20 protein-coding genes are annotated in these 20,736 nt (G+C 56.9%); 12 read left to right on the top strand and 8 right to left on the bottom strand.

All coding sequences use genetic code 11. The features are described from left to right. The 5 genes from RTS12_RS14605 to RTS12_RS14585 all read left to right on the top strand — a co-directional run. Window positions 1-522: transporter substrate-binding domain-containing protein (locus RTS12_RS14605; protein ID WP_312529792.1), on the top strand; the 522-nt coding region annotated here is incomplete at its 5' end. A 102-nt stretch (window positions 523-624) separates the two neighbouring features. Next, entirely contained in the window at window positions 625-1,320 is a 696-nt protein-coding gene (gene glnP, locus RTS12_RS14600) for a glutamine ABC transporter permease GlnP (RefSeq protein ID WP_312529790.1), read from the top strand. A 2-nt stretch (window positions 1,321-1,322) separates the two neighbouring features. After that, window positions 1,323-2,042: a glutamine ABC transporter ATP-binding protein GlnQ gene (glnQ, locus tag RTS12_RS14595; RefSeq protein ID WP_409455690.1), complete on the top strand. Its 720-nt coding sequence runs from the start codon at window positions 1,323-1,325 to the stop codon at window positions 2,040-2,042. Continuing rightward, complete coding sequence (locus RTS12_RS14590) at window positions 2,035-3,054, top strand: C45 family peptidase (protein WP_312529786.1); 1,020 nt, start codon at window positions 2,035-2,037, stop codon at window positions 3,052-3,054. Before glnQ ends, RTS12_RS14590 begins: the two co-directional genes overlap by 8 nt. Next, window positions 3,008-3,961 (top strand): MurR/RpiR family transcriptional regulator, encoded by a 954-nt coding sequence (locus tag RTS12_RS14585; protein ID WP_312529784.1) that lies wholly within the window; start codon window positions 3,008-3,010, stop codon window positions 3,959-3,961. The genes RTS12_RS14590 and RTS12_RS14585 overlap by 47 nt, the downstream gene beginning before the upstream one ends. Here RTS12_RS14585 and RTS12_RS14580 read toward each other — a convergent pair. The 3 genes from RTS12_RS14580 to RTS12_RS14570 form a co-directional block, all read right to left on the bottom strand. Next, window positions 3,958-4,713 carry a 3-keto-5-aminohexanoate cleavage protein gene (locus tag RTS12_RS14580; RefSeq protein WP_312529782.1) on the bottom strand — a complete coding sequence of 252 codons (756 nt, stop codon included), beginning with the start codon at window positions 4,711-4,713 and terminating at the stop codon, window positions 3,958-3,960. The genes RTS12_RS14585 and RTS12_RS14580 overlap by 4 nt on opposite strands. Further along, window positions 4,713-6,035 (bottom strand): aspartate aminotransferase family protein, encoded by a 1,323-nt coding sequence (locus RTS12_RS14575; RefSeq protein WP_312529779.1) that lies wholly within the window; start codon window positions 6,033-6,035, stop codon window positions 4,713-4,715. The genes RTS12_RS14580 and RTS12_RS14575 overlap by 1 nt, the downstream gene beginning before the upstream one ends. A 149-nt stretch (window positions 6,036-6,184) precedes the next feature. Further along, window positions 6,185-6,826 (bottom strand): TetR/AcrR family transcriptional regulator, encoded by a 642-nt coding sequence (locus RTS12_RS14570; protein ID WP_312529776.1) that lies wholly within the window; start codon window positions 6,824-6,826, stop codon window positions 6,185-6,187. A 246-nt stretch (window positions 6,827-7,072) separates the two neighbouring features. Here RTS12_RS14570 and RTS12_RS14565 point away from each other — a divergent pair, with 246 nt between their 5' ends. The 5 genes from RTS12_RS14565 (at window position 7,073) to RTS12_RS14545 (ending at window position 12,208) form a co-directional block, all read left to right on the top strand. After that, window positions 7,073-8,305: an amidohydrolase family protein gene (locus tag RTS12_RS14565; RefSeq protein ID WP_312529773.1), complete on the top strand. Its 1,233-nt coding sequence runs from the start codon at window positions 7,073-7,075 to the stop codon at window positions 8,303-8,305. Between the two features lie 6 nt (window positions 8,306-8,311). Then, the gene (locus RTS12_RS14560; protein ID WP_312529770.1) at window positions 8,312-9,136 is read left to right on the top strand and encodes an ABC transporter permease; all 825 of its coding nucleotides are present in this window, start codon (window positions 8,312-8,314) and stop codon (window positions 9,134-9,136) included. Continuing rightward, window positions 9,136-10,191, top strand: coding sequence for an ABC transporter ATP-binding protein (locus RTS12_RS14555; protein WP_312529767.1), 1,056 nt, complete (start codon window positions 9,136-9,138; stop codon window positions 10,189-10,191). Before RTS12_RS14560 ends, RTS12_RS14555 begins: the two co-directional genes overlap by 1 nt. A gap of 69 nt (window positions 10,192-10,260) precedes the next feature. Next, entirely contained in the window at window positions 10,261-11,298 is a 1,038-nt protein-coding gene (locus RTS12_RS14550) for an ABC transporter substrate-binding protein (protein ID WP_312529764.1), read from the top strand. Between the two features lie 67 nt (window positions 11,299-11,365). Then, window positions 11,366-12,208 carry an ABC transporter permease gene (locus tag RTS12_RS14545; RefSeq protein WP_312529762.1) on the top strand — a complete coding sequence of 281 codons (843 nt, stop codon included), beginning with the start codon at window positions 11,366-11,368 and terminating at the stop codon, window positions 12,206-12,208. Between the two features lie 2 nt (window positions 12,209-12,210). Here RTS12_RS14545 and RTS12_RS14540 read toward each other — a convergent pair whose 3' ends face one another. Further along, window positions 12,211-13,116, bottom strand: a complete 906-nt coding sequence (locus tag RTS12_RS14540) for a LysR family transcriptional regulator (protein WP_312529760.1) — start codon at window positions 13,114-13,116, stop codon at window positions 12,211-12,213. A 297-nt stretch (window positions 13,117-13,413) separates the two neighbouring features. On the opposite strand from RTS12_RS14540, the gene RTS12_RS14535 reads away from it, so the two are divergent. Together RTS12_RS14535 and RTS12_RS14530 are read left to right on the top strand one after the other, a co-directional pair. After that, window positions 13,414-14,817, top strand: coding sequence for a sodium:alanine symporter family protein (locus RTS12_RS14535; protein WP_312529758.1), 1,404 nt, complete (start codon window positions 13,414-13,416; stop codon window positions 14,815-14,817). Window positions 14,818-14,982: 165 nt separating this feature from the next. Further along, window positions 14,983-16,653, top strand: a complete 1,671-nt coding sequence (locus RTS12_RS14530) for a formate--tetrahydrofolate ligase (protein WP_312529756.1) — start codon at window positions 14,983-14,985, stop codon at window positions 16,651-16,653. A gap of 145 nt (window positions 16,654-16,798) precedes the next feature. On the opposite strand, the gene RTS12_RS14525 is transcribed toward RTS12_RS14530, so the two are convergent. The 4 genes from RTS12_RS14525 to RTS12_RS14510 form a co-directional block, all read right to left on the bottom strand. Next, on the bottom strand, window positions 16,799-17,194 hold the full coding sequence (locus tag RTS12_RS14525) for a VOC family protein (protein ID WP_312529753.1): 396 nt from the start codon (window positions 17,192-17,194) through the stop codon (window positions 16,799-16,801). A 231-nt stretch (window positions 17,195-17,425) separates the two neighbouring features. Further along, the gene (locus tag RTS12_RS14520; RefSeq protein WP_312529751.1) at window positions 17,426-18,190 is read right to left on the bottom strand and encodes a 5'-nucleotidase, lipoprotein e(P4) family; all 765 of its coding nucleotides are present in this window, start codon (window positions 18,188-18,190) and stop codon (window positions 17,426-17,428) included. Window positions 18,191-18,313: 123 nt separating this feature from the next. Beyond that, window positions 18,314-19,465, bottom strand: a complete 1,152-nt coding sequence (locus RTS12_RS14515) for an AI-2E family transporter (protein ID WP_312529749.1) — start codon at window positions 19,463-19,465, stop codon at window positions 18,314-18,316. A gap of 260 nt (window positions 19,466-19,725) precedes the next feature. Then, the coding region (locus RTS12_RS14510; RefSeq protein ID WP_312529748.1) for a Hint domain-containing protein at window positions 19,726-20,736 on the bottom strand (1,011 nt) is incomplete at its 5' end.

The raw sequence follows: 20,736 nt of genomic DNA, 5'->3' as shown, positions 1-20,736 counted from the left end.
ATTATCCCCGCACTGCAGACCGGTCAGGTCGATGTCGCGCTGGCAGGTATCACCATTACCGATGAGCGCAAACAAGCGATCGACTTTTCGGATGGTTATTACGACAGCGGTTTTCTGGTGATGGTCGGCGCCGATAGCGACATCGCAGGGGCCGATGGGCTGGCGGGCAAAAAGCTGGCGGTCAAGACGGGCACCTCGGCTGCGGATTGGGCCGATGCAAATCTGAAAGATACCGAGATCCGCAAATTCCCCAATATCGACAATGCCTATCTTGAGCTGCGCACCGGCAACGTCGATGCAGCCATGCATGATACGCCCAACGTCCTTTACTACATCAAAACGGCAGGCAACGGTCAGGTCAAAGCCGTGGGCGAGCAGTTGATGGGCCATCAATATGGCATCGCTTTGCCCAAGGGCAGCGAGCTGACCCCGAAGATCAACGAAGTGCTGGCCAAAATGAAAGAAGATGGCCGCTATGACGCGATCTATGAAAAATGGTTCGGCACCAAACCGGCCAAGTGATCGCATTGGCTGATCTGAACAAGGTCGGGGCCCTGGCCCTGACCAAACCAGAACGGGGCTGCGGCCCCGCTTCGACCTTCCCCGCTGAGCCGGAGGCTTCTTGTGAATATTGACTGGTCCGTCGTTCCGACCTTTCTGCCCGCTTTGTTGCAGGGCGCAAAAATTACGCTTTTCATCACCTTCTTTGGTCTGATCGGCGGCACGATCCTTGGCCTTTTGACAGGGCTGATGCGCGCCTATGGCAATAAATTCGTCAATGCTTTGGCGCTGATTTATGTCGAGCTGATCCGTGGCACGCCCATCGTGGTTCAGGTGATGTTTCTTTATTTCGCCCTGCCGATCATCTTTAAGATCCTGGGCCAAAGCTGGGGTTTGACCGCTTTGCAAGGTTTCCGCATCAACCCGATGACGGCAGCCGTTTTGACCATTATCATCAATGCTGGCGCCTATATTGCCGAAGTCGTGCGCGGCGCCTTGCAATCGATCCCCAAGGGCCTCAGCGAAGCGGGGCTGGCGATGGGGCTGCCGCGCTGGAAGGTGCTGGCCTATATTGTCGGGCCTTTGGCCTTTCGTCGCATGATCCCACCACTTGGCAATCAATATATCGTCTCGCTGAAAGATACCTCGCTTTTTATCGTCATCGGCGTGGCCGAGCTGACGCGCACCGGGCAAGAAATCATGGCCTCGAACTTTCGCGCCGTTGAAATCTGGACCGCCGTCGGCGTGATCTATCTGGTTATGACCGGCATTTTGTCACTGACCCTTCGTATCATTGAAAAGCGCATGAGGATCCTGTGAGCATTATCGAATTCCACAAGACCTCGAAGAGCTTTGGACAGGTCCAGGTCCTTAACGAGGTTGATCTCAGCATTGATAGCGGCGAAGTCGTCGTTCTGATCGGGCCGTCTGGCTCGGGCAAATCCACCCTGCTGCGCTGTATTAACGGGCTAGAGCAGATCACCGGAGGCGATCTGATCGTCGATGGGCTGTCGGTGACTTCGGGCAATACCAATCTGCGCAGAATCCGCCAGGAAGCGGGAATGGTGTTTCAGCAGTTCAACCTGTTCCCGCAGATGACGGCGCTGCAAAACGTGGCCTTTGGCCCGCGTCAGGTCCGGGGCTTGGGCAAGGCCGAGGCCGAAGCGCAGGCGCTCGAGCTGCTGGACAAAGTTGGCCTGAAAGAACGCGCCCATCACGTCCCGTCCGAGCTGTCGGGCGGCCAGCAACAGCGCGTGGCAATCGCGCGCGCACTTGCGATCAAGCCCAAGGTCATGCTGTTTGACGAGCCCACCTCGGCGCTGGACCCAGAGCTGAAGCAAGAGGTTCTGAATGTGATGCGTCAATTGGCGCAAGAGGGCATGACCATGGTTGTTGTGACCCATGAAATGGGCTTCGCCAAACAGGTCGGCACGCGGCTGATCTTTATGGAACATGGCAAAATCTCGGTCGATGGAGACCCACGCGAGATGATCGATAATCCGCCAAGTGAGCGGCTTAAGGACTTTCTACAACATGTCTAATGATACCAACGAATTGGGGTGGCGCAAATTAGGCGGATCACCGCGCGAAATCGGTCTGGCCCTTGGCCGGGCTGGGCGCGACGCGGTGCATCAGCACCTGCCCGGCTCGGACTATTTCCAGACCATCACCGGTCCGACCCATGCCGCGGCCGTCGCCCGCATGGCGCAGGAAACCCGCCAGCGTTTCCCAAAGATCTGGCAAGAAATCGAAGGTTTGGCCGAGGGGTTGGAGCTTTCGCTTGAGCAGACCTTTGCCTGGAACTGTCGCGGCGATCTGCTGGCGCGTACCCCGGACGGCTGCACGACTGTCATGGTGCCCGGCGAATATCCCATTTTGGCGCATAACGAAGACGGCCTGCCGTTTTTCCGCGGCTCGAGTTTCATCGCCGAGATTACACCCGATGACGCGCCAAAGTTTCGTGCCTTTTGCTATCCCGGTTCGATCCCCGGCCACACAATGGCCTTTAACGAGGCAGGGCTTGCGCAAACCGTCAATAACATCCGTCTGACGGGAACCGAGCCCGATATTCCGCGCATGGTTCTAGGCCGCGCGGTCCTGACAGCCAGCTCACTGAATGAGGCCGTCGCGATCCTGCGCGCCAATGCCAATTCGGGGGGCTTCCATTTTGCGCTGGCATGCAGTGGCGATCCGCGACTTTTGTCGGTCGAATTTGGTCGGGGCGAGGTATCGGTTGTCGAAATTACCACGACGACCGCCCATGCCAACCACGCCTTGCACCACCAGATCGGGTTGAAGCACCAAATCATCACCCAATCCTCGGGTGATCGTCAGATCCGTGCGGATGAACTGGTGGCCGACGGCTGGCAGGCGCTGGATATTTTGCGCGACAAAGGCGGCAAGGGCCTGCCGATCCGGCGCGACGATGCAGATGATCCCGATGATGAAAACACGCTGGGAACCGGAATTTTGCACGTCAAAGCAGACGGGATTCATTGGAGCATCTATGACCGTAGCACCGGCCCTGCCGCCTATACCGGACCAGACGCCTGAACCGGGGCTGACGGCGGGCGCGCGGCCGCCGGAAAGCTTCGAGGATCTGCGTGCCCTCGCCGTGGCTATTGCCCGCGGCGAGGCTAAGGTCACCTTGGGGACCAAGGCGCGCGCGGCTTTGGGGCAGCTACTTGAGCTGTCGGGCCATCCTGCGCTTTTGTCGATCACGACACTGGCCGATCATCTGGGCGTCAATCCCTCGACATTGACCCGGCTGGCCCATGCCCTTGGCTATCAGGGCTTTCCGGCTTTGCAGCGGGTCCTTTTGTCGGCATCTTTGATGTCTCCGGGGACGTTTTATGCGCGCCAGGCCGAAGGGGCGCTTGGCGCCAGCACAGGCACACGTGGCGCCGTGACGCGGCTATGTCGTGAAAATCAGGCCAATATCGATCGTTTCATCGACCATCTGGACGAAGAGACCTTCGAGCGCGCGGTCGAGACAATCATGACAGCCCCGCGCGTGGCGGTGCATGGGATCCGGCAGTTCCACGCGCTTGCCAGCTTTTTGACCTATGGGCTGCGCATGATCCGCGCCGATGTCATGCTGCTGGATGGCAACAATCTGGGTCTGGCCGAAGGGCTGGCGACACTTGGGGGCCAAGATGTGCTGATTTCGGCAAGCTGTGCGCCCTATTCCGCACAGGTCATCGAGGTGGCCAATGTGGCACGCGATCTGGGGGTGCAGACCGTGGCCATCACGGATTTGTCCAGCTCGCCTTTGGTTGCCACGTCACGGGTTGCCGTGCTGGTGGGGCACCAATCCAGTTTCATCTCGAATAGCATTGGTGCCTTCATGGTCGCGGCCGAATGCCTGATCAACGCCTGCGCCGCCTATCGCCCGGATCAGACCCGTGCCGCATTGCAGGCACGGGCCGAAACCATCCGGCGGCTCAGGATCGAAGGTTAGGCCAGCCGCGCCACCAAATCGGCCACGCGATCGGCATTGCTTTCGGCCATACGCCCATCTGGGTGAAACAGGTTGTTTTCAAAGCCGATCCGGGCCTTGCCGCCCAGTTCCAGCGCGGCAATAAGACAATCGGTTTCGCTTTGACCAAAGGCACACAGGCCCCAGTCCACGTTACGGCCCGTAAAGGCCGCCGCGCGGCGGGCAACATCGGCAGGATCTGACACCTGGCCCACCGAATAGCGCCCCAGAACATGCAAGATCTGTGCCACCCCGGCAGGGATCACGCCATCATCTTGCAGACGGATGAACTCGTTGCACTCTTCCTCGCTGTAAAGGATATGCTGCACCGCAATTCCCTCGCTGGCGCACATCGCGAAAAGATCGGCAACATCAGCGGTTTCGCCATCCGACATGATCTCTCGCAGCCCGATCGACACCTGCCTGGGGCGCAAGGCGCGCACCAACTGCCGCTGGCTTGCCGCCGAGTAAATGCCCACGGCCTCGGTCGTGACCTGAACGAAAAGGCCTGGAAACGCACGGTCCGTTTCCGCCAAAAGCTCTTGGTAAAGTCCAAGATCAAGGCTGTGCCGGCCGTCGCTGTCGTGGATATGGGCATGTAGCCCATCCGCGCCAGCCGCAACCGCCGCCCTGGTTTCCTCAATGACCTCATCCACCGTCATCGGCAGGCGTGGATGGTCTGCCTTGGTCTTGCGCGCGCCATTTGGCGCAACCATGATCCGAGGAAGCGCCATCAGCCCACCACAGCGCGGATTGCGCCCGAGATACGCTCGATGATCAGATCAACTTCATCACGATTGATGATATAGGGCGGGGCAAGCAGAATATGATCGCCGTGCACGCCATCGATCGTCCCGCCCATTGGATAGGACATCAAGCCGCGCGCCATCGCCTCTTTTTTGATCTTGGCATGGGTTTTCAATTTCGGATCAAAGGGTTGCTTGGTTGCGCGATCCGCCACCAGCTCGATCCCTCTGAAAAGACCACGTCCGCGAATATCGCCGACATTCGGGTGCTGGCCCAATTCGGCCAGCAATCCGTCCTGCAAATACTGGCCCATTGCATTGACGTTTTCCATCATACCCGGACGGGTCATGATTTCGACCACCTTATCTGCCGCCGCCGCCGCAATCGGGTGACCAAGATAGGTATGGCCATGCTGGAATAGACCAGATCCATTGCGGAAGGCGTCATAAATCTTTTCGGACAACAGCAAACCGCCAATCGGCTGATAGCCCCCGCCCAGCCCCTTGGCGATGGTGACGATGTCAGGGATAATCCCCTCTTGCTCAAACGCAAAGATCGAGCCCGTCCGGCCCATGCCGCACATCACCTCATCCAGGATCAGCAAAACGCCGTATTTGTCGCAGACCTCACGGATCAGCTTAAAATAATTCGACACCGCCGGAACGGCGCCCAAGGTGGCCCCAACCACGGGTTCCGCCACAAAGGCAATCACCTCATCTGGGCCAAGGGCGATGATCTGATCCTCTAGCTCTTTGGCAAGACGAAGGGCATAGGCCTCGGGCGTTTCATCCGCGCCCATGTCGCGATAGGCATAGCAGGGTGAGACATGGTGGGTTTCAGGCAGGATCGGCTGAAATTGCGCGCGCCGCCACGCATTCCCACCCGTCGCCAGCGCACCGATCGTATTGCCGTGATAGCTTTGACGCCGTGCGATGATATGGCGTCGCTGTGGCTGACCGATCTCGACAAAATATTGCCGAGCCATTTTCAAGGCTGCCTCGACCGCCTCGGAGCCGCCCGAGACCAGATAGACATAATCCAACCCCTTCGGCGTCAGCCCCACCAAGCGCTCGGCCAGGGATTCTGCTGCATCGGTGGTGAAAAACGAGGTATGCGCATAAGAGATCGCATCCATCTGCGCGCGCATCGCATCAAGCACTTCGGCATTGCCGTGGCCAAGGCTGGTGACGGCCGCCCCGCCTGAACCGTCAAGATAGCGCCGCCCATCGGAATCGGTGATCCAGACCCCCTGCCCGGCGACCGCGCGCGGCAAATCTGGCCCGATACTGCGATGAAGGATGTTCGTCATGATGCTGGTCCTGGTGGCGCGAATCACGCGCATGTGGAGGGTTCATCCCCACCTTACGCCGATGCTTTGCGTTCGCAACAATTGTTTCATTGTTCGAAAAATGATCCGAACATATCCAAGCTTAGGCCCACAATAATGCCCTGTCGAGCCTACTGGGCAGGAAAAGCCCGGCCAAGGATTGTCTGCCACAATCCAACCAACTGAGGCCCAAGCGACTGATGCTGATCAAAACTTTGATGAACGGCGATGCCGCGCAGAACCGACAGCGACAGATGAAGCTGAAGTGTTTCTTCGGGGCTGCCTGGCTCGAACCCCAAGAGAAGCGCCATCCGGTGATCGCGAATATCCACCCACCGCTTCATCTCTTCGCGCAAGCGCCGCCCCAGATCATTGTCCAATCGCGCAGCGAGCATCAGCTCGATGGACGCAATGTAGCGCTTGTCGCTAAAGACATTTTCCCACAGGGCTTGGGTCAAATCTGCCAAGGTGAAACGCCGCTTTTCCGGGTCAATCGCGACCGGATCGCCCACCTCCCAATCATCGTGCAGCTGACGAAGCGCCGCGACCAGCAGGTCATTGCGTGCCGGGAATTGGTGGCTAATTGCCCCCCGCGAGACCTTGGCCTTCTGCGCGACCATCGTGGTTGAAATCCGCTCATGCCCGACCTCTGCCAAGGCCTCGAGTGTGGCCTGACAGACCCTGCGCCTTGTCGTCGCCGAGCGCTCTTCTTGCGACCTGCGAAGGGGCAATTCACGGCCCGATTTCGACTTCGGCATCGCGGATTTCGTCATGGCAGAGCATCCCGGCAAAGGTGAGTTAGCAAGCACCATATCATAGAGGCCGCATCAAAAGACGCAATAAGCCCGTCGAAGATTTTGATATTTTATCGATATAAATCATCACATTAACAACCTAATATAGTAGATACAGACTAGTCTGTCTTTTTTTGTGGACAACGCGCCCTTCAAGCTGCCAGAGTGAATGCAGGATATTTTTTGCATGCTGATAATATGCAGCAACTGAGGGCGGAGTTTTCGATGACCAGCTATGTGCTTACCGGCGGCCGCGTGCTTGATGTCGATGAGGGGGTCTTGCGCGACGGGCTAGAGGTGCTGGTCGAGGGCGATCGCATCGCACGTGTCAGCGCCGAGCCAATCGAAGCCGCCGGCGTCAAACGCATCGATCTGGCGGGTCGGACCTTGATGCCGGGTCTGGTAGACGCCCATGTCCATGTGGTCGCGACCCTTGTCGATCTGGCTGAGAATGCGGCGCTTCCCTCGTCCTTGATTGCGTTGCGCAGTGCCAAGATCATGCGTGACATGCTGATGCGCGGCTTTACTACGTTGCGCGATCTGGCTGGGGCGGATCTGGGCGTGAAAATGGCCATCGACGAAGGCGCGATCGAGGCGCCGCGCCTGATCATCTGCGGCAAGGCCTTGTCGCAAACCGTGGGCCACGGCGATTACCGCGCAAGATATGACAACCGCCCGCTGCACGAAGCCCGTCTGGGCGGTCTGGGCCGGATTGCCGATGGCGTTGACGAGGTTCGCCGTGCCACGCGCGAAGAGATCAAGAATGGCGCTCAATTCATCAAGATCATGGCCAATGGGGGCGTAGCCTCGCCCAATGATCCGATCCATGTTCTTCAGTATTCCTGCGACGAAATCCGCGCCATCGTCGAAGAGGCTGAAAATTACGGCCTGTATGTGGCGGCCCACACCTATTCTGATGCCTCGATCCGGCGCGCGGTTGAATGTGGGGTCAAATCGCTTGAGCATTGCAACCTTATTTCGCCCGAAACTGCGCGTCTTGCCGCGCAAGCAGGCGCCATCGCCTGTCCGACCTTAGTCGCCTATGAGGGGCTGGCGCTGGAGGGTGAGGCCTTTGGCCTGAACCCGGATTCCATGGCGAAAATCGAGACGGTGCGCCGCGGGGGCCTGGAATCGCTGGCGATCATGCGTGATGCAGGCCTGCCAATGGCCTTTGGCTCGGATTTGCTGGGCCAGCTACACAAGTATCAATCCATGGAGTTCTCGGTCCGAACGCAGGTTCTAAGCAATCGCGAGGTTCTGCATTCGGCAACGCGGGTTTCCGCGCGCCTGTGCGGAATGGAGGATCAGATCGGCGTCATCGCTGCGGGGGCCTATGCCGACATGCTGGTCGTCGACGGCAACCCGCTTGAAGACATCACCACGCTTGAGCGCCATGATGAATGTTTGGCGGCAATCATCAAAGGCGGGGCTTTTTGCAAAAACACGATTGCCGGATAAACGCCCATGATCCAAGGGAACTCTTTCTCAGAGCGACTTGCGCGCTTCGGCGCGGCATCGGTCATAGCCCTTGGACTTGGGCTGATGCTGGTGCCGCTGGTGTTGGTGTTCTGGCTGTCGGTGATCTCGAATGAAATCCTGTCGCTGCCTGTCGAAGGATATTCGCTGCACTGGTTTTCCGAGGCCTTCCGCCAGCCGCAATTCCTAAGCGGGTTCCTGTTGTCGGTCTGGGTGGCAAGCTTTGCCATGCTGGCCGGGCTCGCCGTCTCGGTGCCCGCGGCACTGGTTCTGGTGCGCCATCGGTTTCGCGGACGAAACGCCCTGATCCAGCTTTTGATGTCCCCGATGACGGTGCCTGCCATCGTCATCGGTGCATCCCTCTATATCACCGTTGTCGAACTGGAAATCGCCTCAGGATTGCCGCTGGTCGGATCAACCGGCGTCTTTGTAGCCGGTCATGTGCTGTTGACCATTCCGTGGTGCATCCGCTTGCTGCTGGCATCGCTTGAAGGGGTCAATCTGTCGATCGAAGAGGCCGCCGCCTCCTTAGGCGCACCGCCTGCCAGCGTGGTCTGGCTGGTCACTTTGCCGCTGATCCGTCCCGGCATCTTTGCCGCTGGTGTCTTTTCCTTCGTGGTCAGCTTTGGAAATCTAGAGGTATCAATCTTTCTGTCAGCGCCCGGTCAGGTCACCCTGCCCGTCGCGGTCATGCAATATCTGGAATGGAAGATTGATCCGACCATTGCCGCCGTTTCGGTGATGCAGGTGCTGTTTGTGGCACTCATGCTCATCATCTCCAATCGCTTCGTTAGCATCTCGAGGATGGTCTGATGGCAGATGTCGAAATCACCGGCCTAAGCAAGAATTATGGCGCCTTTCGCGCAGTCTCGGATCTGACGCTGCATGTGAATGAGGGCGAGTTCCTGATTTTCCTTGGCCCCTCAGGGTGTGGAAAGACCACGACATTGCGCATGCTTGCCGGCTTTATCAAACCTGATGCAGGTCAGGTCCGGTTGGGTGCGCGCGACATAACCGATCTGCCGCCACATCGCCGCAATATCGGCCTTGTTTTTCAAAATTACGCCCTTTTCCCGCATCTGAGCATCTCTGACAACGTGGCCTTCGGCCTACGCCGTCGCAAGGTTGGGGCTAATGAGATCAATACCCGCGTGAGCCAGGCGTTAGAGCTTGTCGATCTGGGGCATCTGGCTGACCGAATGCCGCGCCAGCTGTCTGGTGGGCAACAACAGCGCGTGGCGATTGCTCGGGCGATTGCAATACGTCCTGATATTTTGCTGTTGGACGAGCCTTTGTCCAACCTGGACGCCAAACTGCGCCTGCAGGTCCGTGACGAGCTTAAGCGGCTGCAAAAAACCCTTGGGATTACCACGATCATGGTCACCCATGATCAGGAAGAGGCAATGTCCCTGGGCGATCGGCTGGTGTTGATGCGTGCAGGCATGATCGAGCAGGTCGGGACGGCAAATCAGCTTTATAACCAGCCCGCCAATCGCTTCGTTGCCGATTTCATCGGACGGACCAACTTTCTGCCTGGCCAGCTTGGCGCGAATGGCCGCTTTGGCACTGCGGGTGGCCTAGAATTCATAACAAGCCACCTTGCCGCGCGCGGCGAGGAAATCATGATCCGCCCAGAGGCGCTGACGCTTAGCCGAGCGCCCGATCCATCGCGCCCCAACTCCCATCCGGCGCAGATCACCAGCCACGTCTTTCTAGGCGGGATGATCGAAATCGGCCTGACCCTGCCCGGCGGGGAATCCCTGACTGCGGTCGCCAGCCCGCGCGAGGTTAGCGCGGCCGGAATAGACCTCAGCGCTGGAGCCCCGGTTTTTATCGGCATCGCCCCACAGGATGTCGTGTTGCTGTGACCACCCCTCCCCGCGCGGCGCAAGATCGTGATGGGACGGCCAATTCAACCAATGCACAGGGAAATGTACATGACCAAGATCAACAGACGAAATTTCGGCCTGCTGTCCGGCGGGCTTTTGGCTTCGACACTGCTTCCCAATCTTGCTCAGGCCGCTGGTGGCCGTCTGGTCGTGGGAACCTGGGGCGGTGATTATCAGAACCTGCAGCAGACCAATATCGTTGACAGCGCGCTGAAAGATAGCGGCGTTCAGGTGATTTTTGATCCTGCCAATGACATGGTGCGCAAATCCAAGCTATTGGCCGAACGCCGCTTGCCGCGTGGGTCGATGGATATCGCCTGCCTTACCCGTCAGGGCAGCTACGAAATGTTCGCAAATGGTTTGATTGAAGAGCTGGACGAAACCAAGGTGCCAAACCTTGCAAAGGTCCTGCCTTTTATTCGTGCGCCCTATGCGATCCCGCATTTCTACACGGGACGCGTCATTTTGTACAATCCAAAAGAAGTAAACCCTGCACCCACCTCTTATAATGATCTTTGGGATGAAAAATACGCGGGCCGGGTTGGCGTTATTGATATTCAATATCAGACCACCATTGAATCAGCCGCAATGATTGCCGGCGGGGGTGCGTCAAACTATGAGCCTGGTAAGGCCAAACTGCTCGAACTGAAAAAGCAGGGCGTCAAGATCTATCCAACGAATGAGGCTATGGCTCAAGCGCTGAAGTCTGGTGAGATCGTCATGTGCATCATGTGGAATGCGCGCGGATATATGTGGAAAAAAGCGGGAATTGATATTGAAATCGCAATTCCGAAAGAGGGGATCGCACTTTATCTTTCCGATATGTGCGTTCCGAAAAATGCCCCCAATAAAGAGGCCGCCTATCAATATTTGAACGCAATGTTGGAGGATGTTCCTCAGCTCGCCTTTGCTGAACAAATGGGATATGCCCCTAGTAATTCAGAGGTCAAACTGCCTCCTGAATTGGCGACTTTGGTGGATTACACCCCGGAGCAGCGCGAACATTTCCTGATGCCAGACCTTGAATATCTCGCCAAAGAAGACCCCGATCTTCAAAATTGGTGGAACAAAGAATTCAAGGCCTGAACCCAGCATGGCCTTTTGCCCACCGATTTGGGCAAAAGGCTGTTCCCTCGTAGCCCAAGGCAGCAAAATGCAAAGAAAATCCCTGAACGCCACAGCACTTTTGATGCCCGCGACCGGGCTGGTCCTGATTTTCATGGCGCTGCCTTTGGCCTATCTTCTGCGCTATAGCTTCAACGATTTTGTGCCCGGAGAGTTCATGGTCTCTGGCTTCACTTTCAAGAATTTCTCGTTATTTTTCAGCGACATCTATTATCTTAAAGGTATGGCGACGACGCTGATTATGGCCAGTACGGTTACTGCTTTGTGCATTCTTCTTGGCTTGCCACTCGCCAACTGGATTGCACGCCAAAGCGGTAGCCTAAAGACCCTGTTAATGATGGCAGTGATCCTGCCTCTTTTCATTTCCAATGCTGTCAGGGCCGCCGGTTGGATGGTTGCTTTTGGCCAAACCGGTGTCCTTAATCATACGCTGATTTCTTTGGGGCTTATTTCAGAACCTTTGACAATCATGCACACTCCTTTGGCGGTATTTATTGGGATTACAGCCGTCAACTTGCCCTATGTGGTCTTGACCTTGCAAAGCGTTTTTGAGGGTTTGGATGAAAATATCGACTATGCGGCCGCCAGCCTAGGTGCGACACCTTTGGCCGCTTTTTTTCTGGTCCGTTTCCCCCAGATCATGCCTGGCGTACTTGCAGCAGCAATTATCTCATTCATTCTGACAATGAATGCCTATGCCACACCTGTGCTGCTTGGGGGTCCGTCATTTCGCATGATGGCACCGATGATCGTCAATGAGATCCTGCATAAAGCCAACTGGCCTTTTGGCGCGGCATTGGCCTTTATATTGCTAAGCGTCACGATAATCATTTCGATACTCGCCGCGCGCTTTATTCGAAAGACCTACTGACACTACTGCTCTAAAACCAGCTGGGAAAAGGCGCGCGCCGCACGAGAGAAATGTCGGTCCTGGTGCCGGATCTGACGAAACTGCCGCATTCCGATTTCAAGCGGCAGTGGCGCCAGGCGGCCGGCCTCGATCAAGGGACCGGCCACAAGATGAGGCACGACGCCCAGACAGTTGCTGTTCTCGATCGCCGAGCAAACCGCTTCATTGGTCGAAAACTCCATCACGATATTCAATTTGGCGGGATCGCTGCCCATTTTTCGCAGCGCTTGCTCGAAGCTTGATCGCGTCCCCGATCCGCGCTCGCGCATGACCCACCCCTGCCCCGAAAGCGCACGGCGCAAATCAACGGGCGGCCGCCGCGCCCAGTCATGAGTGCCCGATGCGACGAGGACCAAGGCGTCCTGCGCGACGATGGTTTCACCAATTTTCTTTGCTTCGTCAGGGCTGAGCTCGCCTTCAAAAGCACCCTCGACAAAGCCAAGGTCACTGTCGCCCCGCCGGATGGCATCCAGACAGTTAACCGTATTTCCGATCTTGATTTCTAGCAAAATTCCTGGATGCAATCCTTTGAATTTCATGACATATTTCGGAAGCCAGTGGCTTGCGATCGTCTGACTTGCATGAATGCGCAATGCGCCCATCTTGAGGCCTGACAGATCGCCAAGTGTTGCCTCGGCATCCTTGACCGACGCCAGCACCGATTGCGCCTTTTGTTGCAAAACGCGCCCGGCTTCGGTCAGGCGAATACCCCGACCCACGCGGTCAAACAGCGCGACCTGATGCGTATTTTCAAGGGTTTGAATCGCACCACTGACGGCAGATTGAGTAAGGTTCAAGCGCTCGGCAGCACGTGTGACATGCTCCAGCTCGGCGACGACCAAAAAGATACGAAGCTGTTCAAGGGTCATCCAAATTCCTTAAGGCGGGGGTGGCAGACCACTGCTCTAAGGAATGGCGGTGATCAGCCCGCATGGCAAGAGTGGGGGGATTTCTCGCACCCCCGCCCTGCGCCGAAAGCCCGCACTTTGGCCAACAATCCACCACAACGCGCAGCTTTCCGCTACGGCAGTCGGGGAAAGCTTCCTTGACATAGGTCCAAGCAGGCCGTCTTTGCCCCTCAGGGAACAACAGGAGGACCAGAAATGGATCTTAATCAGTTGGAGACATTTTTAGGAAAAGTTGGCAGCATCGTTTGGGGGCCGTATTTGCTGATCCCACTGCTGCTAGGAACCGGCCTTTACCTCACGATCAGGCTGGGAGGAATTCAGCTGGTACGCCTGGGGGCCGCGCTGCGGTTGGGGCTGATCAAGCGCAGTGACGACGATGCCGAAGGCGACATTTCACAGTTCGAAGCCTTGACCACGGCAATGGCCGCAACTGTGGGTACGGGAAATATCGTCGGCGTCGCGACCGCTATCGGTATTGGTGGCCCGGGCGCGCTTTTCTGGATGTGGGTGACCGCGCTTTTGGGCATGGCCTCGAAATATTCCGAAGCTTTCCTCGGCGTACGCTTTCGCACGACCGACGAGGCCGGCGAGAAATCCGGTGGCCCGCAATACTATCTTGAGCGTGGGATTCCCAATGCCTTTGGCAAATTTTTAGCACTCGCCTTCGCAATTTTTGCGGTTTGTGCCTGCTTTGGCATCGGAAATATGACGCAAGGAAACTCGATCGCCTCGAACCTCGAGCGTAGTTTTGCGGTTCCGTCATGGCTGACGGGTGGTTTGCTGGCAGGGCTTACGCTGATTGTTTTGGTCGGTGGCATCAAATCGATCGGTAAGGTCACCGCTGGTCTGGTTCCGGCCATGATCTTGTTCTACGTCCTTGGCGCCATCTACATTCTGGCCGTCAATATCACCGCAGTCCCCGCAGCCTTTGCCGAGATCTTTAGCCAAGCGTTCACAGGCACTTCGGCGGTGGGCGGCTTTGTCGGATCGACCATTATGATTGCGGTGCAATTCGGGGTCGCGCGCGGGATTTTCTCGAACGAATCCGGCATGGGATCGGCCGCGATCGCGGCCGCATCCGCACAGACCACCCACCCTGTCCGTCAGGGGCTGGTCTCGATGACGCAAACCTTTATCGATACGATCATCGTCGTCAGCTGCACCGGATTGGTCATCATCACGACCGGTGTCTGGAATAGCATCGATCCAACGACGGGTGCGCAGATCTCGCCCTCGATCATGACGGGGCAAGCCTTCAGTCACGGGCTTCCCGGTGAATGGGGGCATTGGATTGTCACCATCGGCCTGGTGCTTTTTGCCTATTCCACCATTCTGGGCTGGGCCTATTACGGCGAAAGAAACATCGAGCGTCTGTTGGGTCGCCGCGCCGTCATGCCGTTCCGCGTGCTTTTCTCGCTGGTCGTTTTCTTTGGATGCACAGTTCAGCTTGGCGTCGTGTGGAATTTCTCCGACGTGATGAACGGGCTGATGGCCATTCCGAACCTGATCGGCCTGCTGATCCTGTCCGGTCTGATTGCCCGCGAAACCAAGCTTTACCTTAAGCATGACCCCAAGCTTGAGGCGACTCGCGACGAGATCGAAACATTCATGGCAGGGGACCCCGGCTGGCTCGAATGGAAAGAAAGCGAGCGTCACAGCTGATACGCGCCTGAATTACACCACCACCAACCTCCGCGGGCGCAGCTTCGCGGAGGTTTTTCTTTCACCTGCCAGTTCCGAACAGACAAGCTGCGTCAGTTTTTGGGTATATCTGCGACAGGCCGTCGGTTATGGGAGAAGGGATCGCCCAGACCTCAGGATGCCCCAATGCCCTCTGACATCGAGATTGCCCGCGCCGCGCAAAAGCGCCCAATCACCGAGATAGCTGCCCAACTCGGGCTCAGCCCGTCGGATGTGCTGCCCTTTGGTCATGACAAAGCCAAAATTACGCATGAAGCGCTGACCGGTCTGAAGCAATCAGCCCAGGGGAAGTTGATCTTGGTGACCTCGATCAACCCGACCCCAGCGGGTGAGGGAAAAACCACGACCACCGTTGGCCTAGGCGATGCACTGAACCGCATCGGCAAAAAGACAGTCATCTGTCTGCGTGAACCCAGCCTTGGCCCCAATTTTGGCATGAAGGGCGGTGCTGCGGGTGGTGGCTATGCCCAGGTGATCCCGATGGAGGACCTTAACCTTCATTTCACCGGCGACTTTCATGCAATCAGCAGCGCCCACAACCTGCTTGCCGCCATGATCGACAACCATATTCACTGGGGTAATGCTTTGGGCTTCGATACCCGGCGCGTCACATGGCGTCGCGTGGTCGATATGAATGACCGGGCTTTGCGCCAGATTGTCCTGGGTCTTGGTGGGCCATCGAATGGCCATTCTCGTGAATCGGGCTTTGATATCTCGGTCGCTTCGGAAGTCATGGCGATCCTGTGTCTGGCCGATGATCTGGCCGATCTTCAGCTGCGCCTGTCGCGCATCGTCATCGGCTATACGCGGGACAAGCAACCCATCACCGCCGCCGATTTGAAGGCCGATGGAGCAATGACGGTCCTGTTGCGCGACGCGCTGCAACCCAATCTGGTTCAAACCATCGAAAATAACCCCGTACTGGTTCATGGTGGCCCATTTGCGAATATCGCCCATGGCTGCAACAGCGTCATCGCCACCCGCACCGGGCTGGCACTGGGTGATTATGTCGTGACCGAGGCAGGGTTCGGCGCGGATCTGGGCGCGGAAAAATTTCTGAATATCAAATGCCGTAAGGCCGGCCTTTCCCCCGAAGCCGTCGTCGTCGTCGCCACAATTCGCGCGCTCAAGATGAATGGCGGTATCGCCAAGGCGGACCTGGGGATCGAAGATGTTGCCGCGCTCGTCTTGGGCAGCGCCAATCTTGAGCGCCATATTCGCAATATTCAAAAGTTCGGCCTGCCCGTTGTGGTCGCGATCAATCATTTCGCATCCGACACGGATGACGAAATTGCCGCGCTGCGTACAATCTGCGACGGGTTTGGGGTAGAGGCGATCCTTTGCCGCCATTGGGCTGAAGGGGGGGCGGGCGCAGAGGAACTGGCCCATGCGGTCATCGCCCTCACGCAAGAAAAACCCGCAAAGTTGCGTCTGCTTTACGGTGACGACGTGCCGCTCTGGGAGAAAATCCAAATCGTCTCGCGCGAGATTTACGGTGCCGCCCGCGCCGAGGCCCCACCCGCCGTTATCGAGCAATTGCGCCGCTGGCAGGATGAAGGGCACGGAAATTTGCCGGTCTGTATGGCCAAAACCCAATATAGTTTCTCGGCAGATCCGGCGCTTTTGGGCGCGCCGTCGAACCATGTCATCCCCGTGCGCGACATACGCCTGTCTGCCGGAGCGGGCTTTATCATCGCAATCTGTGGCGAAATCATGACGATGCCGGGCCTGCCCAGTCAGCCAGCTGCGCAACGCATCGGGCTGACCCCCGAAGGCCAAATCGACGGCCTGTTCTAACTTCTAGGCCATGCAAACCGTCACGCTCTGGGGAAGCCACTGTGTCCCCAGAGCTGTTGGCGCTGTTTGGCTTAACAGCTCGCGGGCGATGAACCAGAAACCATTAAGCTCCTGTGACAGTCCAAGAGTAAGGGGCGTGATTCAGCTATAGGTAGCGCCCTGCCCGCTGCAAAACTTCGATCTCGTATCCGTCGGGATCTTGGATGAAGAAAAACTTGGCAATAACCTCGCCCGCTGGGGCAAAATCGACAAGTTTGCGGGGGCTGAGGCCAATATCGATCATGCGCTGGTGCTCGGCGATCACATCATCGACCGAAACTGCAAGATGGCCATATCCATTCCCCAAAACATAAGGCTCAGCCCGGCCCTTGTTGATGGTCAGCTCAAGCTCGAAGGTGCTTTCGGCATTGGCCAGATAGACAAGCGTGAAGCTTTCGAAATCCAATCTTTCGGCGACATCGAGTGCGAAAGCCGCTTTGTAAAAGGCCAGCGAGCGAGCCTCATCAGAGACACGGATCATCGAATGAATCATTTTGGCCATGAAAGCCCTCTTACCAGTCGTTTAGAAGATATTTCCCTATAGCAAGAAAGCGCGGACAGGGTCACTGGCTTCATCGGCTTGGGCGCAGTTTTTGAGCTGGTCGCTCATTCACCTTGGCGCGGTGACCTTATCCGGATCAGTCGGGCCGCAGGTCAAAGGTGCGGGTTTTCAAGCAAGCGTTCCGCGGTGATGGAATGGACCGGCGCGATTGCCCCGGTCCACGATGCGTCCTTATTCGGTCTGCATCGGCGCATCCCACGCCGTCAGATCGGACTTGCGCCAGGTGCCGTAACCGGAGTTCGGCAAAACGATCCAGTCACGACCGAAATGCTCGGCCTGTTTTTCGACCAATTCGCGCTGCTCCTTAACCGGAACCTTGCTGATGTAATCTTCGGAAAAATCATGCAGGGTATCACCGATTTGCATGATCACTTTGTGATCTTTGGTAACGGCCGCCCGGCGCTCACTTTTCGGCGGCCCAAGCAGCAGGACGCTGTCATTGCTGAGTTTGGGCAGGCCTAGTTTTTCAAGTGTCGCAAGCGTCTGGGCCTTATTTTCGTCATAGCGGTCCGAGACGTAGAAGATTGCGACACCCTTTTCATCGGCATATTTGAAGAAATCAAGCGCGCCCGGAATAATGGTCGGATTGCCCTCGCGCTCCCAATGCTTCCAGGTATCCCAGGTTGTGTAATCATGGCATGCCTGCATATCGCGGACCAAAAGCGCGCTATTATCGATCACCGTCTCATCAAGGTCGGTTATAATGGCCAGCTTGTCTTCGGGTTTATGGTTGGCCAGCGCCTCATCCAGACGGATGCGAGCCAATGCATAGGCTTGATGCTGCAAGGCAGCGACTTCAGCCGATTGCTGCTGGTAGCGCAGCCCCATTGCATAGGCCTCTTGCGCACAAAGCGTCTTGGTCTCATCTGCCTGTGCTGCCATGGGTGCAAGCAAAGCCGCGACGCAAGCCGCTGTTGTCCATTTAACTGTGATCACTTCAGCCTCCTTCTGCGAGATCATCCGTCCGGGCATCCCGGATTGTGACATTCGCAGGTATTTTGATTGATCACGCAATCAAAATAATAAAATTGGCATCATATTATTGAAGCATATGGATAATTATTCGAGTGGGGGGCGGCTTTCACTCAAAGTATCGACCGGCAAAAGGTCGGGGCTGTCCAAGGGTGATCGGGGATGTTCTTCAATCTCGCGCTGCCATTCGCGCCAGATTGACACCAAAAGCGCCATGAGCACCGGGCCGACGAACAAGCCAAGAATACCCATAGTTTTCACGCCACCGATCAAGCCAAAGAAGGTCGGCAGGAAGGGTAGCTTGACGGGACCACCGACCAGCATGGGGCGAATGGTTTTGTCGACAACGAAAAGCTCAACCGCGCCCCAAAGAAAGAGGCCAACCCCTGCCAATGTGGATCCGCTGGCAATCAGGTAAGCCGAAATCAAGGTAAAACACAGTGGTGCGCCGCCGGGGACCAGAGCCATGAACCCTGTAATAACACCAAAGGCCACAGGCGATGGCACGCCGGCCAGCCAATAGGCAACGCCCAGTATCACCCCTTCACCCAAGGCGATCAGGGTCATCCCGGTCAGAGTCGAGCTGATGGTGGCTGGCACCACCCGCGAAATGCGGTTCCAACGCTCTGGTAAAATGCGCTGCCCGACCAGATCGATCTGCTCGACGATCTTCACCCCATCCCGATAGAACACGAATAGCGTGATCAGGGTAAAGAGTGTCGTCAGCGCCATATGCACCGTGATCGCACCAGCCGTCACTACCCCGCGATAGAATGAGCCGATGTTCGAGCCACTGACGGCCTGGATCACATGGCTGATTGCACCGGGCGTTCCGATAAAGGTCTGCCATTGCTCATCTAGCCATGGCCCCACTTGCGGCAAATCAATCATCCATTCCGGCGTAGGGGCGCCGGTTGCATTGACCTGAAATGCCCAAGTGAACCAGGATCTGACCTCTGAAACCGTATAGAACAGCGCAATGCTCATCGGCACGACCAGAACACAGACGATCGTCAGGACCATCGCAGTCGCCGTCAATGTCTTACCCAGCCCGAGCCGGTGGACACATTGCTGCCGAAGTGGCCAGCTTGCCACTGCGATTACCGCAGCGGCCAAAACCGGTACAAGAAAGCCATGGAAGAAGTAAACTGATGCAATCAGGACAAGAAGCAACAACCAACGAGCGGCAGATACATCCGTAATAAGCGGACTGCGGTAGCGTGTTTTTGTCGAGTTCATCAGATTCCGTCCAAATGTGATCGCAAGACTAGTCCCCAGCGCATGAAACCCCAAGCGCGGAAACAACACTCTTTCCGTGATCATACAAAAAATTAGTCGATTTTTTGTGAACAGACCGAAGAGTGATGGCTCTAGCCATGTCAGGCAACCGGCACATTGAGCGCGGAATGCGACTTTGAGTGAGCGGGATGGCCTAGGCACACGGCCCGCCATCCCGATCCCTGGTGCGAACCTATCGACGTTTCAGCGCCTTTGCCCTTCTAGATAACAAAGGCGCGCCCGCTTTGTTGATGTCGGAAAGAAAGCTTCTGCGCCATTTGCGCATCGACCAAGGGACGTGCAGGCATTGGAAGTGTAAGATCGCGCAGATCGGGGAAAATGGTAAGGATTTCCTCTAGTGCGCTTGGGCCGACAGCTCTCATGGCTTCCGGCCCGATGAAAAGCGATTCAGTTTCAGCGTCATTGGCCCAAACGATCTCATGCGCCTCGAACATAAAGTGCACATAGGTCACCTCATCCAGATCTTGGGCGACCTCGACCCCCTCAAGTGGCAGCAAGTGACGCGCGGCAGCCAAGACTTCATAGGCGCCAAACATACGCTGCGCGATCGCCGATCGTGCAAGCATTCGATGTTCCGGTGAGACGACAAGATCTGTGGAAGGTATCCCGGCCCCCAATGCCCCTTTGTGTATACGGATCGGACGCAGTGACGGCGCGGCCAGAAGCTCTGCCTTCGTTAACAGACGTTTTGCAATCCAGCGAATTGGCTGTGGCCCGTTGTCACGGGTAAGCACCATATCCCCGACTTCAAGCTTTCCGGCGGGACGCGGTCCTGTTGTCGTTGTGATCAGAGCATCGGCAGAGAAGCAGATCACCCGAGTATTATCGGGAGTCAGATCCCTGCCCGGCACGGGGGCACCATCCTTGAGAATGGTAAAGGTAAAGTTGCTTTTCAGGCCGTTCGCGACGGTAAAACTGTTCAGCTTTCCATCATCATCCTGATCCGCCCGCAGCCAATCCAGCGGCGTGGCGTGGTTGGCCCCGGTTCGTGCATTAAAAAGGGCCAAGTTGGCGGTATTATAATATGCCGAGAGATCAACCAGATCATTGTTGCTCTCGTTCCCGTCACGGATGTTGCCGCCGGTCGTGGTGTTGAAATCAAGGATCGTGCCGCCGGAACGTGCGATAAAGAGGTCAAAGCCATCGCCCCCGACCATCGTATCGACGCCCCAACCCCCATCCAAGGTGTCATTGCCCGTGCCACCATCAAG

Source organism: Paracoccus sp. (in: a-proteobacteria) (assembly GCF_032007265.1).
GTDB lineage: Bacteria > Pseudomonadota > Alphaproteobacteria > Rhodobacterales > Rhodobacteraceae > Paracoccus.
Note: the sequence above shows the minus strand (reverse complement) of the source record. Positions and strands in the feature narration are given on the sequence as shown.

What these genes read in the sequence shown, in the direction of transcription:
- RTS12_RS14525 (WP_312529753.1), bottom strand. Translation starts at nt 17,194, where the DNA reads ATGGCCAAAATGATTCATTCGATGATCCGTGTCTCTGATGAGGCTCGC.
- RTS12_RS14560 (WP_312529770.1), top strand. Translation starts at nt 8,312, where the DNA reads ATGATCCAAGGGAACTCTTTCTCAGAGCGACTTGCGCGCTTCGGCGCG.
- RTS12_RS14555 (WP_312529767.1), top strand. Translation starts at nt 9,136, where the DNA reads ATGGCAGATGTCGAAATCACCGGCCTAAGCAAGAATTATGGCGCCTTT.
- RTS12_RS14570 (WP_312529776.1), bottom strand. Translation starts at nt 6,826, where the DNA reads ATGACGAAATCCGCGATGCCGAAGTCGAAATCGGGCCGTGAATTGCCC.
- RTS12_RS14550 (WP_312529764.1), top strand. Translation starts at nt 10,261, where the DNA reads ATGACCAAGATCAACAGACGAAATTTCGGCCTGCTGTCCGGCGGGCTT.
- RTS12_RS14545 (WP_312529762.1), top strand. Translation starts at nt 11,366, where the DNA reads ATGCAAAGAAAATCCCTGAACGCCACAGCACTTTTGATGCCCGCGACC.
- RTS12_RS14585 (WP_312529784.1), top strand. Translation starts at nt 3,008, where the DNA reads ATGACCGTAGCACCGGCCCTGCCGCCTATACCGGACCAGACGCCTGAA.
- RTS12_RS14530 (WP_312529756.1), top strand. Translation starts at nt 14,983, where the DNA reads ATGCCCTCTGACATCGAGATTGCCCGCGCCGCGCAAAAGCGCCCAATC.
- RTS12_RS14575 (WP_312529779.1), bottom strand. Translation starts at nt 6,035, where the DNA reads ATGACGAACATCCTTCATCGCAGTATCGGGCCAGATTTGCCGCGCGCG.
- RTS12_RS14515 (WP_312529749.1), bottom strand. Translation starts at nt 19,465, where the DNA reads ATGAACTCGACAAAAACACGCTACCGCAGTCCGCTTATTACGGATGTA.
- RTS12_RS14590 (WP_312529786.1), top strand. Translation starts at nt 2,035, where the DNA reads ATGTCTAATGATACCAACGAATTGGGGTGGCGCAAATTAGGCGGATCA.
- RTS12_RS14580 (WP_312529782.1), bottom strand. Translation starts at nt 4,713, where the DNA reads ATGGCGCTTCCTCGGATCATGGTTGCGCCAAATGGCGCGCGCAAGACC.
- RTS12_RS14565 (WP_312529773.1), top strand. Translation starts at nt 7,073, where the DNA reads ATGACCAGCTATGTGCTTACCGGCGGCCGCGTGCTTGATGTCGATGAG.
- RTS12_RS14540 (WP_312529760.1), bottom strand. Translation starts at nt 13,116, where the DNA reads ATGACCCTTGAACAGCTTCGTATCTTTTTGGTCGTCGCCGAGCTGGAG.